The organism is Brevibacillus reuszeri, from assembly GCF_001187725.1.
GTDB classification, from domain to species: Bacteria; Bacillota; Bacilli; order Brevibacillales; family Brevibacillaceae; genus Brevibacillus; species Brevibacillus reuszeri.
This window is the reverse complement of record NZ_LGIQ01000009.1, coordinates 520,299-537,386: the sequence shown is the minus strand read 5'-3', so window position 1 is coordinate 537,386 and position 17,088 is coordinate 520,299. Positions and strand designations below refer to the sequence as shown.

General features: G+C 44.6%; 16 protein-coding genes and 1 pseudogene. 16 read left to right on the top strand and 1 reads right to left on the bottom strand.

Features of this window, described 5'->3' with window-relative positions; genetic code table 11:
- Positions 1-137 precede the first annotated feature (137 nt).
- From ADS79_RS17055 to ADS79_RS17015, 9 genes are all read left to right on the top strand, one after another.
- Positions 138-1,481 (top strand): SCP2 sterol-binding domain-containing protein, encoded by a 1,344-nt coding sequence (locus ADS79_RS17055; RefSeq protein ID WP_174769619.1) that lies wholly within the window; start codon positions 138-140, stop codon positions 1,479-1,481.
- Between the two features lie 87 nt (positions 1,482-1,568).
- Positions 1,569-2,000: a MarR family winged helix-turn-helix transcriptional regulator gene (locus tag ADS79_RS17050; protein ID WP_049739614.1), complete on the top strand. Its 432-nt coding sequence runs from the start codon at positions 1,569-1,571 to the stop codon at positions 1,998-2,000.
- Positions 2,001-2,044: 44 nt separating this feature from the next.
- Positions 2,045-3,214: an HlyD family secretion protein gene (locus ADS79_RS17045; RefSeq protein ID WP_049739613.1), complete on the top strand. Its 1,170-nt coding sequence runs from the start codon at positions 2,045-2,047 to the stop codon at positions 3,212-3,214.
- Positions 3,211-4,401 (top strand): ABC transporter permease, encoded by a 1,191-nt coding sequence (locus ADS79_RS17040; protein ID WP_162839539.1) that lies wholly within the window; start codon positions 3,211-3,213, stop codon positions 4,399-4,401. The genes ADS79_RS17045 and ADS79_RS17040 overlap by 4 nt, the downstream gene beginning before the upstream one ends.
- Before the next feature lie 223 nt (positions 4,402-4,624).
- Complete coding sequence (locus tag ADS79_RS17035) at positions 4,625-5,179, top strand: helix-turn-helix domain-containing protein (RefSeq protein ID WP_049739612.1); 555 nt, start codon at positions 4,625-4,627, stop codon at positions 5,177-5,179.
- A gap of 101 nt (positions 5,180-5,280) precedes the next feature.
- Positions 5,281-5,619, top strand: coding sequence for a cupin domain-containing protein (locus ADS79_RS17030; protein WP_049739611.1), 339 nt, complete (start codon positions 5,281-5,283; stop codon positions 5,617-5,619).
- Between the two features lie 75 nt (positions 5,620-5,694).
- Positions 5,695-7,374 (top strand): peptide ABC transporter substrate-binding protein, encoded by a 1,680-nt coding sequence (locus ADS79_RS17025; protein ID WP_084765968.1) that lies wholly within the window; start codon positions 5,695-5,697, stop codon positions 7,372-7,374.
- 79 nt (positions 7,375-7,453) lie between these two features.
- Complete coding sequence (locus ADS79_RS17020; RefSeq protein ID WP_049739609.1) at positions 7,454-8,545, top strand: M24 family metallopeptidase; 1,092 nt, start codon at positions 7,454-7,456, stop codon at positions 8,543-8,545.
- A 224-nt stretch (positions 8,546-8,769) separates the two neighbouring features.
- Positions 8,770-9,234, top strand: coding sequence for a M24 family metallopeptidase (locus ADS79_RS17015; RefSeq protein ID WP_049739608.1), 465 nt, complete (start codon positions 8,770-8,772; stop codon positions 9,232-9,234).
- A gap of 89 nt (positions 9,235-9,323) precedes the next feature.
- On the opposite strand, the gene ADS79_RS17010 is transcribed toward ADS79_RS17015, so the two are convergent.
- Positions 9,324-10,238 carry a LysR family transcriptional regulator gene (locus tag ADS79_RS17010; RefSeq protein ID WP_049739607.1) on the bottom strand — a complete coding sequence of 305 codons (915 nt, stop codon included), beginning with the start codon at positions 10,236-10,238 and terminating at the stop codon, positions 9,324-9,326.
- A gap of 142 nt (positions 10,239-10,380) precedes the next feature.
- Between ADS79_RS17010 and ADS79_RS17005 the strand changes: the two genes are divergently transcribed.
- From ADS79_RS17005 to ADS79_RS16980, 7 genes and pseudogenes are all read left to right on the top strand, one after another.
- A complete protein-coding gene (locus ADS79_RS17005) occupies positions 10,381-11,634 on the top strand; it encodes an MFS transporter (protein WP_049739606.1) in 1,254 nt (417 codons plus the stop codon).
- A 34-nt stretch (positions 11,635-11,668) separates the two neighbouring features.
- The gene (locus ADS79_RS17000; protein ID WP_049739605.1) at positions 11,669-12,622 is read left to right on the top strand and encodes a hypothetical protein; all 954 of its coding nucleotides are present in this window, start codon (positions 11,669-11,671) and stop codon (positions 12,620-12,622) included.
- A gap of 98 nt (positions 12,623-12,720) precedes the next feature.
- The gene (locus ADS79_RS16995; RefSeq protein WP_049739604.1) at positions 12,721-13,299 is read left to right on the top strand and encodes a DUF4062 domain-containing protein; all 579 of its coding nucleotides are present in this window, start codon (positions 12,721-12,723) and stop codon (positions 13,297-13,299) included.
- 189 nt (positions 13,300-13,488) lie between these two features.
- Positions 13,489-14,493 carry an ABC transporter substrate-binding protein gene (locus tag ADS79_RS16990; RefSeq protein ID WP_049739603.1) on the top strand — a complete coding sequence of 335 codons (1,005 nt, stop codon included), beginning with the start codon at positions 13,489-13,491 and terminating at the stop codon, positions 14,491-14,493.
- 100 nt (positions 14,494-14,593) lie between these two features.
- Positions 14,594-14,776, top strand: a pseudogene (locus ADS79_RS36720) (helix-turn-helix domain-containing protein); the annotation flags it as partial.
- A gap of 122 nt (positions 14,777-14,898) precedes the next feature.
- On the top strand, positions 14,899-15,108 hold the full coding sequence (locus ADS79_RS36170; protein ID WP_049739602.1) for a hypothetical protein: 210 nt from the start codon (positions 14,899-14,901) through the stop codon (positions 15,106-15,108).
- Between the two features lie 512 nt (positions 15,109-15,620).
- A complete protein-coding gene (locus ADS79_RS16980) occupies positions 15,621-17,045 on the top strand; it encodes a serine hydrolase domain-containing protein (protein WP_049739601.1) in 1,425 nt (474 codons plus the stop codon).
- The last annotated feature ends 43 nt before the right edge of the window (positions 17,046-17,088 follow it).

Sequence of the window (17,088 nt, the reverse complement as noted above, 5' to 3'; positions counted from 1 at the left end):
TGACCGCCTCAAAATATGATGGTAATAATATATTATGATCATCATATTTTGAGGCTGTTCAGCGATAATCAATCGAAACGCAAGCAAGCCTTCTGTCAGGGAGCAACCAAAACATCATCGAAAAGGAGTGGTACACGATGTCAAAGTCTACAATGAATGACCATCCTAGCGTCATAAAGTACCGTATGAAACAAGAAGCTGCAGAAGAAGCTCACATTGCTCCTATTGACACACAGTGGTTGCGCGAGCTATGCCTGCATGCAGGAGCAGACGATGTCGGTTTTGTCTCTATTAACCGGACTGAGCTTGATGCCCAGCGCAACGACATCGTTAACCTGTTTCCCCAAGCACGGACATTAATCAGTTTCGTTTGCAAAATGAACCGTGAACCTTTGCGTTCAACAGCCAGGTCCATTGCTAACGCGGAATTCCATCATGTGATTGATGACGTGACACATATCGGACATCAAATTGTGAAAGAGCTTGAATCACGTGGCATTAAGGCGTTGAATCCACCGGCGGGATTTCCGATGGAGGTGACAAGTTCCGGCAAGGCATGGGTCATTTCCCATAAACCGATTGCGGTTGCTGCTGGACTCGGCCAAATCGGCATCCACAGAAATGTGATCCATCCCAAGTTTGGAAACTTCATTTTATTAGGAACAGTCCTTACGAATGCAGAATTGTCTTCAGAAAGCCAGCCGATTGACTACAATCCCTGCTTGGAATGCAAATTATGCGTGGCTGCCTGCCCAGTAGGAGCCATTGGTGCTGATGGTCATTTTAATTTCTCTGCTTGCTATACACACAACTATCGAGAATTTTCCGGCGGTTTTACTGATTGGGTGGAAACAATAGCAAGCAGCAAAAATTCGAAAGAGTACAAAGCCAAAGTCAATGACGCAGAAACGGCTTCCATGTGGCAAAGTCTTTCTTTTGGTGCGAACTATAAAGCAGCTTACTGTTTATCCGTTTGTCCTGCGGGTGAAGATGTGATTGGCCCTTTTCTTGCCGATCGCAAGAATTTTTTCCAGGAGGTTGCCAAACCACTACAGGATAAAAAGGAGATGGTTTACGTCGTGCCAAACTCCGACGCCGAGGAACATGTTAAAAAGCGTTTTCCTCATAAAGAAGTTCGACTCGTGAGTAATGGATTACGATCAAAATCAATCCGCGCATTTTTGGCCGGGCTTCCCCACATGTTTCAACGAAATCAAGCAAAAGATTTAGTGGCTATCTACCATTTTACTTTTACTGGAGAAGAAGAAGCGCAAGCAACGATTGTCATTCAGAACAAGACCATTTCTGTAAAAATGGGACACATCGGTGACGCAGATTTCCAATTGATTGCTGATAGTCAAACATGGATTCGCATGCTAGCCAAAGAGACGGGAATTTTATCAGCCGTCTTCTCACGTAAAATTCGCATCAAAGGCCCGTTAAAACTGCTCAAGGCATTCAGCAGATGCTTTCCGTCCTAAGAGTAAGACAAATATCAGCGATTTGGCTCAATGCATACAAAAGACTGAACAGGAGCTACCATTATGATGCATAGGAGGTCTCAAAGGATGAGAGAGGTTGATATCATCCTCCAACAAATCATTCGGAAGTATAAACAAGAAATGAATAAAATAATGGATGATTTCAGTATCCTTGACTTTCATTTTATGAAATTGCTATCTGACAAGAATGTAGCTTGGCCCGTTACTTCCATCGCTCATGAACTAAGCGTCTCTCCCATTGTCATTTCAGCAAATGCGGTCAAACTCGAGCAAAAGGGACTGCTTGCCCGCAAGCGTGTATCTGCAGATAAACGTGTTGTCCAAATTGGGCTCACGAAAGATGGTAGGAAGCGATTAACGGATTTGGAGAAGCGCAAACAAGATTTCCTCATGGCAAAGTACAAGCATTTTTCCCTGGAGGAAATTGAAACGATGCATTCTCTATTGAAACAGCTACTTACAGGAGCAAAAGGGTTGCGTAATGAAGAGATCAAGTGAGATCAACATGATACAAACAGAAATGATCGGTGAGAGGAACCAATATGAAAAAAAATATAACAATCATTGTGAGCATGATAGTAGTACTAACCATAGGTGGCTTTGGGCTTTTATTAGATGGAAAAGATGCGGTTTCACTCGCCATGCAGCAAAAAGGTAGTATTTTAACCGCGGAACAAATTAACGTTTCATTCCAGCAGGTGGGTGGCAAAGTAACAGATGTTCGTGTACAGGAAGAGATGGAAGTAAAAAAAGGGGATGTAATGATCCAGTTGGATCCTACTGACATCAACCTGCAAATCGCCAAAGTAACATCCGACATTCAATCAACAGAAATCAAAATTTCGCAGATGCAGGATTCAATCCGAATTGGTCAACAGAAGGTAAAAACCCAAGAGAGTCAAACAGCTCTTGGAATCAGGAGTGCACAAACCGCAGAAAGCAAGATCCTGGAAGGAACTAGAAAGGAAGATCTGGAGAAACAGCGCCTGGCTGTTGATACAGCAAGGGAATCGCTGAAAAACGCACAGACCAATTATGATCGAATCCAATCGCTATACGAAAGCGGTGCAGTTGCTAAATCAGCATTGGAATCGGCTAATCTTCAACTAATCAGTGCACAAAACACACAAAAGCAACAGGATGAAACCTACCAGCAAATGAGCAGAGGTGCTCAGCAGCAAGATAAAGATCAGGCACGCCAGTCGACTGAAAAAGCAATGCTGGGATTAGAAATGATTGCACAGTCTAAAGCGGAATTACAAAACAGTGCAATGGGAATTGACTTGTTAACGAAATCGAGAGAAGTCTTGCAAATTCAACTGGAGTCACTTCTTGTCCAAAAAGATCGTCTGACTCTTCGCGCCCCTCTTGATGGAAAAATTGTCAAAGTGATTCCTAAAACGGGTGAGAACGTTTCTGCAGGTGCCCCCGTCATTTTGTTACAAACGAACCAGATATACTACGACTTTTATGTGGATGAGACACGGGCTGCGAAGCTCACGGTCGGTGATTCCATTGCTGGCCACGTGTTAGCGCTTGATCAGAATCTGAAAGGGACGATTACATTTATTACCGCTGCTCCTCAGTTTGCGAGTCTGCGGATGAGCAGGGAAAAAGGTCAGTCCGATCTAAATACCTTTCAAATCCGCGTGTATCTTGAGCGCACAAAAAACATTCTCCCAGGTATGACCATTGAGGTGAGCGTAGAGTGAGAGCATTTCTGGAAGAATGGAAATTGATGATAAGCAGCAAATTTGTCCTAAAGGCAATGCTAACCCCACTTATTGTTTCGGTTTTCTTTGGTTATTTGTATAGCCACAACCAGATTAACAAGACATCCATAGCCGTCATAGACGAGGACAATAGTTTGTATAGCCAGCAACTGATTAACAAGGTGAACGCCTCTCAATATATCGATGTAAAGAGCATTCTTCACCAGGCTGTTGATCCTGAAATGCTGCTCGCCAATGAAAAATACGTAGCGGTGCTATATCTCCCACACGGTTTGGAACAAAATCGTTACCAAGGCAAGCAATCCAACATTGGATTCCTGGTAGACTTTTCTGTCCCGTCAGCCACAGGAAATTTACGCTCCGCCATGGCAGAAATCATTTCACTAGAGAATAGCACTGCTCCGACTGTAGGGAAATTGAAAGCGTTGGGATTAACCGATGATCAGATCTCTGCTACGATTAGCAACCTTTCCCTTCAGCAGCGATCTTTATTTAATCCGACATCCGATAATTTGAATGTAATAGGTTTCGGTTATATCACCATCGTTTCCTTAGGAATCATCTATGGAGCAACGCTCACTATAGTACCACGTTTACGGGAGGAGGGTAGGCTGGCAGACGATTTGAAGCAGCCCATTGGTTTATACTTAAGAGTCATTCCGTATACGATCGTCTATATGATTGTTATGATTCTTACGATGGCTGCGCTTAAACAAATCGGGGGTCTGCGTTTTGTCGCAAACCCATTGGAATATATGCTTCCGTTTGGATTGTTTTGCTTGATAAGCGCGTGGTTTGGAATGTTGATAGGATGGAATGCCAAGAATCCCCTTAGTGCTGCGGGGAGGGCTCAACAGCTGATCTCCCCGGCGTTCTTGTTAACAGGAGTGATCTCCCCAATCATCCTTTTTCCAGAGCCCATACAAATCATGAGTAATATGATCCCGGCAACATGGTACTTCAAGTTTTTCCGTGGAATGGGACTTCGTGGCGGAAGCTTGACGTACTATTGGGAAGAACTCGGAGTGTTTCTTCTGATGCTCGCCGTTATTTTTAGTTTACTGGGCTTGCTGATTATGAAGGAGCTCAAGAAACGAAATCAGACGCAAATGGAAGAAACCTTAGAAGCGAATGAGCCAATCTTGCTTATCGATACGAAGAAGTAATTCTTATAGGGATGTATACAGGCTTCGCAAGATGAACGACTCATTTGCGAAGCTTGTTTGTTACCTAAGTAGCTACGTCGAGTGACTCCTGTGTTTTTGTGTCACAAAAATTCATTACAGTATAACAAAAAAACCCTTTACATTATTACGGTATAGGAATAATATATTTTCATGGTACAAAAAATCAGAAAATGAATTTAATTCAGACAGGAGGAACAAGTTTCTGGAAAGCATCTATGAGAAGATTCGTGAGCTGCGCACACTGCAGAACATGACCTTAAAAGAACTTAGCGCCAAGTCGGGCTTGTCGATAAGCTTCCTGTCGCAAGTGGAGAGAGGCAACAGTTCACTTGCTATCACATCTCTGCAAAAAATCGCCGAGGTGTTGAATGTGCCCATTACCGCTTTTTTCGAGGAACAGCAAAATTCCCAGTACTTTGTTCCCGAGTCAGATCGCAAGCAGTTTCAGATTGAGGGATCGAGTGCGATCTATGTGCGCTTGGGCGGTGATTTTACAGGCAGGGCACTAGAGCCGTTTCATGTAACACTGCACCCTGGACAAAAGCAGGAGGTGGTATTTAACCATCCCGGTGAGGAATTTTACTACGTCATCGAAGGTCAAGTGATTTTCACAGTAGATGGTCAGGAATATCACCTAACCAAAGGAGACTCCATCCATTTTCCATCGACTCTCGATCACACGTGGTTTAATCCAACAGAAGAAGCGGCACAGGTAGTCAGCGTGCTGACGCCAGTGATATTTAAAATAAACAACTAGAGAAACGCAAAACAGAGACCAATTCTTTTTTTTACAGAAAATTATCTAAAATTTCTGTTTATTTGCGCTGCCTAAAAAGATCCATAGGGAGGAATTATGCAATGATCGTAATCAACGCCAATGAAGTGAAACCAGATGACCGACCAGGAGATTCTTTGCTGAAAACTTTGTTTCCCAAAGACATCATCGAGGGAGGAAAGGTCATGTTTGGTACTGTGGTCATTCCGCCAAAAGCACGCGTGCCCATGCAAGGTCAAGGGTCACACGAACAGGATGAGTATTCTTATATCATCCGGGGGACCATCCAGACTGGCAGTGGTGGAAAAGAGTACACGGTTTCAGCGGGAGAAGCGACACTGATACCAGCTGGAGAAGAGCACTGGGCGTACAATGCCGGAGATGAGGACTGTGAGATTGTCTGGATGCTCGTAGAACGATGATATACGTGCCCTTTCACAATCAGGGTCCATATCAAAATAAATAGACAAATAGGGATAAGCAAGGGGGATATTGTGATGAGGAAAGCTCCAAAAATTTTAAAACTTGTCGGTACGCTGACGCTAATGGCCAGTCTGGCATTGGCTGGATGCAGTAGCCAACCATCAGCAACTAGCAAGCCTGCAGACAACAATCAATCACCGCAAGCGACACAGGAGGCACCGAAAGAAAATGCGAATACACAGGCATTTTTGCGGTCTAACCTGAAAACAGAGCCGGTTTCGCTTGATCCACCAAAAGCGTATGATCCGGTAGCATTCGAGGTGTTGTACAACGTGCTGGAGGGTCTCGTGCGATTAGATGAAAACCATATGACTCAACCAGCGATCGCGGAGAAATGGGAGATTTCCGAAGGCGGCAAGAAATATACATTCAAGCTGCGGGACAGCAAATGGTCCAATGGCGACCCAGTAACCGCCCACGATTTCGAATTGGCTTGGAAGCGCATGGTCGACCCGAAAAATGCCTTTCCGGCAGCATTCCTTGCATATGTGATCGAGGGGGCCGAAAAGTTCAACAAAGGTGAAGGCACCGCTGATGATGTGAAGGTAAAAGCCCTTGATGACAAAACGCTGGAAGTGACACTGAAAGCACCGACAGGCTACTTTCTGAGCCTGGTGGCGGCTCCGGTATTCTACCCTGTAAATAAAAAGACCGTGGAAGCCAATCCAAACTGGTCTGCCGATGCATCCACCATCATTTCCAATGGACCATTTACGCTTACTGAGTGGACTCATGATCAATCGATTAAAGCGGTGAAAAACGAAAAGTACTGGGATAAGGATAAAGTCAAGCTGGCGGGCATCAACTGGGTTATGATTAATGACGAAAATACGCAGTTCCAAATGTTCCAGACAGGCGAGCTCGATAACATCGAAACCGTGCCGAAAGATTCAAAAGAAAAGCTGCTAGCATCTGGTGAGGCCAAAATTGCCCCAGAAGCAGCAACTAGCTTCTATCGTCTGAACACAGCCATGCCGCCATTCACCAACAAAAACGTTCGCAAGGCGTTTGCGCTTGCGGTAAACCGCCAGCTGCTCATTGACAAGGTGACACAAGGCAAACAGGTTCCAGCAATGGGGATCGTGCCGATTGGCTTCCCTGAGCCAGATGGCAAAGACTTCCGCCAGGTAGGTGGGGAGCTCTTCAAGGACAACGATTTGGAACAGGCAAAAGCACTCCTGGCCCAAGGCATGCAGGAAGAGGGCTGGACCACGCTGCCGGAAGTGACTCTCACGTATGATACGAACGCACTGAACAAGACCGTCGCACAAGTATTGCAAGAAATGTTCAAGAAAAACCTGGGCGTCGAAGTAAAGCTGGATAGCCGTGAGTGGAAGGTATTCCTCGATGAGCAGCGTGCAAGCAAACATCAGATGTCGCTCTCCACATTCTATGCGGACTATGCAGACCCACTCAACTTTATCGAGATTTTTCAGACAGGTCACCCTGGCAATCGGATTAACTACAGCAACAAGGCATTCGATGAGTTGATTCAAAAAGCGAGCGTGGAGCCGGATGAGAAAACGCGGTTTTCCCTGATGCACGATGCAGAAAAAATGTTCTTTGACGATATGCCTGTGTTGCCGCTTTACTACAGCACAAAGGCCTACATGGAGCAGCCGAACGTGAAAGGCATCCTGAGACATCCTGCGGCACTGATGGATTACAAGACAGTGGAGATCACGTCTAAGTAAGCCCGATATTGGCTTATCAGCAAGGACAGGAAATGTGCAGCATCTCTTATAAGGAAACGAAAGGGTTTGGTGAGTGTCCATGAAAGAGCGCCTGGAAAAGCTGTATGCTTATATGGAACAAGGTGGTGTGGATGCCATGCTGATCACTTTGCCAAAGCATATTTATTACCTGACTGGCTTTCTCAATGAGCCGAACAAGCGGTTTATGGGACTTGTTTTGCCTAAAGATGAGCAACCGTTTCTAATTGTACCGTTGCTCGATCTGGAGAAAGCGCAACTAGCCTCAAGAGTGACGGCTATTTATGCACACAGCGATTCGTCTGATCCATATGCATTGTTAAGAGAGAAGCTGGCTGGTCCGATCGCAAAGCTCGCTGTAGAGGAGGAGCATTTGCACGTGGCTCGCTACCGCGATGTCATGAAAGCGACTGGCGCTACTGAATCTGTTGATGCCGGAGAGCCTTTGCGCGAGATGAGAATGGTGAAAGGCCCGGAAGAGATTGCCATTATGAAGAAGGCGATTCTCCTCATCGAAGAGGTGCTACAAGCGTCAATCTCTTATGTGAAGCCAGGTATAACGGAAACCGACATCGTTGCAGAGATGGAATACCAAATGAAAAAGCTCGGAGCCGATGCTCCAGCCTTCTCCACGATCGTTTTGTCAGGTGAAAAAGCATCGCAACCTCACGGGGTCTCGGGCAGTCGCAAAATCCAGGAAGGAGAATTGCTCCTGTTTGATACTGGGGTGGTCGTGGATGGATACTTGTCTGACATTTCACGAACGTTTGGTGTTGGAGAAGTGAATGAAAAGCTGACCGAAATGTACGAAACGGTTTTGCAAGCGAATATGGCAGCGATTGCGGCGGTTCGGCCAGGTGTCACATTTGCCAGTATCGATCAGACGGCACGTGATATTTTAGAGCAAAAAGGATACGGCGAATATTTCCTCAATCGCGTCGGGCATGGGCTCGGTCTGGAAATTCACGAATATCCATCCCTTCACGGAAACAACCACGATCTCGTCAGAGAAGGTATGGTCTTCACGATTGAGCCAGGGATCTATATTCCTCAGTTTGCAGGGGTTCGCATCGAGGATAATGTGTGGGTGACAACGGATGGTGCCGAGGTGTTAACGTCCTATCCGAAAGAGCTGAAAATCATCGGTGTTTAAATAAAAGCAGCACTCCTTATTGATAGGCACTTCTTAAAGTAGTCATTGGAAAACCTCTACGGTTTACCGATGAAAACGTTAAGGGGTGCATTTTTTATTGCCAGAAAAGAAAAGCCAAAAGCATGAGAATAGAAGTGCAAGCAAAGGATAGAAAAAGAATCACAACTTTGGTAGTGTTAATGGCGACCAATGTACGGATGAATACGTAAATAAGGCAAAAAATATTGCAGAAAGGGGATACCGTTATTCATACTCGGCAGGTAGTCTTTAACGGCTACCGGGCTGAGTTAGAAAGAACAGTCTTTATTGGGGAACCAAGCAAGCAACAAAGGAAAACCTTTGAAGTCATGCGTCTTGCTCAGGAAACAGCAATGGAGTTTATAAAGCCGGGTGTAACAGCCAAACAGGTAGATAAAGTAGCCAGAGATGTGATTCATAAAGCAGGCTTGGGAGAATACGCCATTCATAGGGTAGGACATGGAATCGGCGTATCCTCACATGAAGAACATTACTTGCGCTTTGATAATGACTTGGTTCTTGAAGAAGGAATGGTGTACACAATAGAACCTGGTATTTATATACCTGGTCTAGGAGGCTTCCGTCATTCGGATACGGTTGTCTTAACTGCAGGTGGTAATAAACTGATTACGGAATATCCAAGAGATTTGGATTCATTAGTTTTTGAATAAGGTTATATGATCTCATCCCTTTTAAGTAGACAGGTAAGAGCATGACTCTACCTGTTCATTTGGAGGGGATTTTTCCATGCTGCCTTCGTTCAAAGGGTGCTTTCGGAACGAAAATACTGTTCAACGTATTGCAAAAAAATCTCCGAAGCAGGCGAAAGATATCGTCCCTCGAAGAAAAATGCAGAAACCGTACGAGAAAGAGGCGGGGCCAGGGATAGGATTGAAATCGGCGGTCCAGGCAACTCTGCCATTAATCGCGGGAGGACGGAAACCCCGAGCCGCTCCGCCACCAGCATCCGTGGAGAGGCGCATTCATAACGGACATGTGGCTCGAAGCCTTCTTTGACGCAGCTCGCATATAGCAGCGAACGGATTCCTGAACCCTCATTAAAGCTCACGAAGGATTCTTCCCTGAGCTCACTGATCGCAATGGTTCCACTTGTCTCTAACGGATGTCCTTTGGCCACAGCAAGAACCAACTCATCCTGATATAGAAAGGTAGAGCCAATCCCTGCTGGCGGAATCAACCTTTCTAAATGCTGTGGATATTGATGGTCCCACTCATGAGCGAGCGCGAGATCCAATTCTCCCTTCTTTAGTGACTCCAGCAATGGACTCGTCGTATTCTCCCGGATGAACACCTTAATCCCCGGATACTTTTGACCGAATGCAACCAGCATGCGAGGTAACCTGGTTTGAACCAAGGAATCCAAAGCTCCAACTGTAACTTTACCAATTGGATGTTTACTGAAACCTTTCGCTACATCTTTCGCTTTTTCCGCTTCTGCCAAGGTTTTTTCGGCAGCAAAAAAGAAAGCATTGCCTGCTTCAGTGAGTGTTACCCCACGTCCGGTGCGATTAAAGAGCCTGACCCCGAGCTCTCGCTCCAAATTCCCGATCTGTTGCGAAAGCGCAGGCTGGGCGACTCGAAGACGTTCTGCAGCACGTGTCAGATTGTTCAGTCTCGCAACCTCGACAAAGTATGTCAGCTGTCTAAGCTCCATGCGCCGTAAAACCACCTAACTCCATGATATAAGAGATGCTTATACCTACAATAACACAAATGTCTTTTTCTTATCAAAAGATCAGGATTATAATCATCACCAACCAAGAAGTCTAAACATTGCCAGGATGGGTGGTTTATGTATGAAACCAGAGCGTGTGGGAAAGTGGTATTTTGGATGGAATATTGTCATTGTCACTGCGATAATTACGATGCTGACAGTTGGCACCCGTTTAGGAGCAAGTCCATTTTTTAAACCAATGCTGGAAAGCTTGGGAGTCAGTCGTACGGTGCTTTCCTTTATTTTTTCTGTAAGCATGCTGGTGTACGGTATTGGAATGCCGATAGCAGGTTATCTCGTTAGCAAATATGGCACACGCTTCGTTTTACTCGTGGGAGTTGCGATCATAACAGGTTCTACTATATGGACGATTTGTACAAATGATGTGATCAGCTTTACGCTTGCCTATGGAATTTTTCTTTCTCTTGGACTTTCTTTTACAAGCCCGATCGCCGTTACGCCTATTGTCAGTAAGTGGTTTACTCGGCAAAGGGGGAAGGCACTGTTTTATTTGTCTACTGGAGGGATGGGCGGGGTAGCCTTTATGACACCTGCTTTTACATTCATGATTGAGTGGTTCGGGTGGCAAACAACCTTGCTGCTGCTGTGTGCTTTGTTTGTTGTGCTGATCGTGCCGTCTGCATGGTTGATTATCCGCGATGATGCTCCGCCGAATACTGACCTGCTTCCCGGACAGGCCACGAAAAATAAGACCAATCATGCAGCTGCAAGCATTCCTTTGAACAAGTGGCAGGATGCTCTGGTAACTCTTCCATTTTGGCAAATTTCCTTTGGGCTGTTCGTATGTGGCTTTAGCATGAATTTACTGGGTTCTCACGGTGTCCCGATGTTAACCGATCACGGCTTTCATGAGCATACCGCATCGTTTGGAGTTGGGTTAATTGGGCTTGTTGCCATGTTCAGCAGTGTTTTTTTGGGTGGGTTGTCCGATAAATATCCAAAAAGCACGATGCTTTCCATCATTTATCTCTTTCGAGGGATTGGGTTTCTTTCCATCGTGCTGGTGATGTCGTCCTGGCAATTGTATGTAGTCTCTGCCATCGGAGGACTTGTATGGGCAGGAAGCACGGCACTTTCTTCTGCTATTTTGGGAGATATCTATGGCCTTCGTTGGTTAGGGGTATTATACGGTTGGAGTTATTTGATTCATCAGATCGGTGGGGCGATTGGCGTCTTTGTTGCCGGATGGGGATATGAAGCTTTTGGAACGCATTTCTTTTCATTCGGATTGACAGGCGTTTTACTGGCAGCGGCAAGCATTGTATGTTTTCGATTGCCTAGGTCAATCTCAGCCAAAATAGGAGTGGCCCAGTAATTTCGTAATCATGAAAAAAACGAAGGTGGTTACAATGACTGACAAGAGTTTACAAGACATGATGAGCGAAATCGTTAAACAAAGGGAAATCAGAGATGGGCTTGCAGAGGAACTTCAAAAGCTTGTATTTGAGTATGCAAATGAACTTGCAAGGATTCTTAGTGAAGGGACCAAAATTGATGTGCCACATACCGGAGTATTAGAGGTTCAACTCTTACATTCAGAAATCGGCACGGGAAAGTGGATGACGATAGAAGGAAGATTAATCGATACACGAAAACCTGGAAGCACTGTCACTTTCCATGAAAATGATGAACGAACCGTCGCGAGTTTGCAGGACTTTTTGAAGGTAGCTAACAACATCCTTGAGATCGTAGATGCTTATGCTGTACAACAACAGATCAGTATTGATGAGTTGTTGCATGGAGTTCACAACTTTATGCTTTTTCGCACAAAAGAAGTTGCTGGATATAAAACGGTACACGTAATAAATGAGGGCACTAGAGATGAAATCCGAATCAGGTACCATGCTGAAAAGCACGAGTACTTGGTTTTTAAGGGCTTGGACTATAAAAGGAATCGTTTCGGTGAGGTTTTCCTGGCAGATGATTTATATCAGCTCGCCCATGCGATCGACAGTGATGATGCATACTTCGCAACTTGTCGGGCAATAAGGAAATTTATGGTTCATGATTTAGGTGTACGTGATATTACAACAAAAGGTGAGCTTGAGCGATTCAGTTATCATTTGAAACATGCTTCAGCGGAAACGAAACAAGAAAACATCCCCATCCATTATGGAACTTTCAAACTGGGTGACTTATGTGATTACTTCACTATGATGGACGAAGTTAGTGATCCTGCTTCTCTTTGGAAAGAAGTGACGATCGAATTTGACGACATAGATGAGCTTGAGGACATAAACGGATACATTGATGTCAGAGGTCTGGGTCGGTACTATGTCAATAAATTAGCTGGAAAAGATTAAAAATTTATTCATTCCACCTATCTACCCCTAATCGAGATTGACAAATAATGTGAGCGAATGGTAATATTTTGATTACTTTTATGACATGTAGGTGGCCTATGCGAAAAAAATTACAAGTCTTTATTTGTTCTACTTATATCGATTTAATTGAAGAAAGACATGCCGCTGTAGAAGCGATACTGCGTGCTGGACACATCCCTACTGGAACCGAGCTTTTCTTCAATGAAGTTTCGTTAGAATTTTCTAAGAGATGGATCGATGAATCTGATGTTTTTATCCTGCTTCTAGGTGGGCTTTATGGAAACATGCTTCCCGATGACTCAAAGAGCTATACGCAATGGAAATTTGAGTATGCCGGGGAAGTTGGAAAACCTAGATTTGCTTTCGTGGTCACAGATGAAGCATTAAGACGAAAGCCATACGACTTTGTAACAATCGAAAGCTATCAGAGGCTCCAAGAGTTTAAGCAATCCGTGATGGAAACCATTCCAACCTACTACGCTGACGATGAAAGGCACATTAAGCTGATTATTCGTGATCAAATGCCAGCATATCAACGAAGAGAGGATCTTCACGGATGGTTTTCTGGCAAAGAGGTCCCAGATGTACAAAAGCTGTTGGAAGAGAATGCAAGATTAAAAGCTGAGTTAGAAAAGCTTCAAAGAGGAAATAATTGATGAAGGAAAGTTCTCTTTCGCAAAAAGGGGACTTTTTTTTTGTCTTTGATGAACGCGCTTGGTTCCTCCCTTATCTAGAAGTCCAAATGCTTCATATAGTTGTCCATTTCGCGCATGTTCGTTCAGCGCAGAATCTGCTATACTCTCTATATTGGGAATGATTATCATTACAAATAGAGGGGTAGTACAATGAAGCTTCGTAATTTTCGTATCGCCATTTTCATGCTGGCCATCACATTCGTTATGTCCGCCTGCGGAGGCAATAGCAATAATCAAAGCAGTGGCAATGGTCAAAGCAATGAAAATAATCAGGGGAAAGAAACGACGCAAGGTGAAGTGACAACGAATACACGCATGTGGACGGATGGCAGTGGCCGTCAAGTAGAAATTCCGACACATCCGCAGCGTATTATTACGACACAATATTTGCCGGAAATGCTTGCGCTAGGTGTAAAACCGATTGCGGCGCCTAAACACTTGCTGACGAATTTCGCATCTGTACGTAATAAAATTGATGGTATTGAGGATTTAGGCTCAGTAAACGAACTGAATGTGGAAAAGGCATTATCATTGAACCCGGATCTCATTTTGACAATGGAAGATGACCAAGAGCTTATTAATAAGCTGAGCAAGATTGCGCCAACCGTTGTCATTACATGGGAGAACAAGGATGCCTTTGATCATCTCAAAGATACAGCCGATGCACTAGGTATTCCTGAAAAGGCAGAGAAATGGATTGCAGATTACAATAAAAAAACACTAGAAACAAAAGAGAAGCTTGCTGCTGTCGTTTCTCCGAATGAATCGTTTGGTGCTGTCGTGATCGGTGGATTCAAAGCAGGACAGCTGCGTGTTTATGCGGACCAGAACGTTGGTTATACGTTGTTTCAAGCACTGAAGCTTCCCATGCTTGATAGCGTAAAGTCAGAATGGGAGAAGGAGAGGCGTCCATTGGGCATGGATATCTCGATGGAATTGTTGCCACAATATGCTTCCGCAGACCGTCTTTTTGTCGTACAATTTGATAATGATCCGAACTTTTTGAATCAGGTTTTGGATAGTAATCTGTGGAAAAATTTGCCTGCAGTAAAAAACAACAAAGTATATGTAGTAGATAATGCACTATGGTTCCCACTTGATGTACTGTCTCTTGATCAGCAACTGGATGACGTTGTGAAATTACTTACAAGATAGTAAGGGAACTAGGTAAAGGAGTTTCTGGGTATGGGATTACACCGAATATACGTATGGACCGATATTGCTCTGATTACAGAGGGGAGTATATTCACGACTTTTCCGGAAGCTGACAGGTATAAGTCCGATGAACTATATCATTCACAGCCGGGTTTCTGAAGCCAAGAAATTACTGACCTCTACTTCAGAGTCTGTACAGCAGGTGGTAGCTGTTAAAAGTGGCTTTAGCGATCCGTTTCATTTTAGTCGGACATTTAAACGGCATGTAGGTATATCCCCTCGGCTTTATGTTAACCTTCACAGTGAGCAGAGTCGGATTGCGGTCTATCACCCCCTCCAGCAATTGAACGAGCAAGACGGGAACAGCCACAGCTTCCATTTAAGCAGAGTAAGGATGTCGCGGAGATGCCATTGTATGCAGGGGATTACATGCTCGTCGTGGTTGATAGTAAAGCCAGAGAGCTGTTCGATCAAGTGCGTCAGGGAGACATCTGGCGAAATTTGCCTGCTGTTCATGCAGGGCGCGTCACTATCCTGACTACAGACTGGCTATATGTCGATCCGATTTCAAGGTTAGGGCAACTCAAGGAGCTATCACGCTTGATAACGTCATGAGCCAGCGTTCCTCGTTTTTGACCCTGACACGTTGTCAACGAATCGCATAGGTTTTTACATCCGGAAGTTGCGTAACGTAGCAGCATCCAAATTCATCATTGTGTGCAAATTTACAAAAGAGAGGTAGCTGGGGGGAAACCAGTGCCTCGCTTTTTAGTTTAATCCCCACTCTAGACGGTTTTCCTCCTACTTTTGACGGTGTTTTAGTTGAATCCACCCTCATCATTTGGTTCTACTTTTTCCGAATGCGCATTTTTTTCAAGGAGTCCCAAGTCAAAACTGGTTTTACCATCACCTTCCTGGATATGAGTCGTAAATTCATATCCAGGAAGGAATTTTTATGTATTTTTTAAAAAAACCATTGAGTCTCCAATCACTGGAGAGTATATCATGAGAGAGAACAGGTTCTTTTAGAAAAATGGAGGGGAATCAGTCAATCGTTTGGAAGCGGTTACAAAAAGTCCTAACCGCTAAAGCTAACAACGTTCACAAAAAGATATGGGAGGAGAGGTATGGATATGAAAACACTGGGTTGGACAGAGTCTTTTGAAGAATACATGAAAAAAATAACGGAGGACGCCAAGGTTCCAGGTACCTCTGTCGGCTTGGCAAAAGAGGGTGAACTAGTCTATCATCAAGGGTTTGGCTACAGGGATGTGGAGACGAAAGCAGGCATCACTTTGGATACGGTTTTTGGCATCGGTTCCATTACAAAGTCTTTTACCTGTGTAGCCATTATGCAGTTGCAGGAAGCAGGCAAGCTGTCTGTACATGACCCGATTGTAAAGTATATTCCAGAATTTCGGTTAAAAGGTGGCAAAAGCGTCGAGAACATTACCATTCATCACTTCATGACACATTCATCAGGGGTGCCAGCATTACCCTCTTTGGGCTACGCGATGAAGAGGAGCATGCTGGATGATCCAGCTGCTGGAGAGGTTGAATACGACATTTACAATCATGCGTCGATTGATACGTATACAGACCTTCTGGATTATATCGCTTCGTTCGACTTTGAATTGCTTGGTCTTCCGGGAACGGAGCTTGCCTATAACAATGATGCTTACGGGTTGTTAGGCCTGGTCATTGAAAGGGGAAGCGGGCTGCCATACGAGCAGTATGTGAAGAAGCATATCCTGGAACCTGCGGGAATGAAGCATAGTGTATTTCTTGTGGAGGAGCTCGGGGATTATGCTAATCTTGCAACTTGTTACGCCAACAGAGTCGCAGACGGAGCCCACGAAGTATACGCAGCCCCTATCTGGTGGGACGCTCCGGCTATGCGTGCCGCAGGATTTCTAAAAGCATCAGTCCGTGATATGTTGAGTTATACCGAGATATTCCGCAACGACGGTCTGGTAGGCAAGGAACGAATACTATCAGCAAAAAGCGTGGAACAAATGATTTCACCACATGTAAAGCTGGGCTCAAATCAGTACTATGGCTACGGACTAATCATTCATCCAAATTATCACGGAATTCGTTTAATTGAGCATTCAGGAGGCATTAAGGGGGTCGCTGCACAAATGCTCATTATGAAAGAAACAGGGATAACAGCTACGATTCTAAACAATACGATGAGCGCCCCTATCGGTACTATGATGTCTGGACTAGTTTGCAGTTTGCAGTCACTGCCAGTGGATACCCTGGCATACACCTATCCTCAGTATGATATAGATGAAGGTCGTTTCCCTGAGTATGTAGGCAAGTACAAAGCCCATGCCGGCATTGGGATGACAGTAGAAGTGGAAGAAGGAAATTTAGTGCTTACCATGAACAAAGCGAAAATTCCGTTGAGATCAGTTGAAGAGGATGGCTTTGCCCTAAACGTAGCTGGTAACGAAAACGTGGTGCGATTTACCCGAGACTTTCAAGGTAACGTGATTCGTATGAGCTTGGGCGGCATGGTTCCATTGATCAAAGAGAAAGCAAGATAACCCCAATACACATAGAGAGAAATCATAGCAACACCCAAACTTT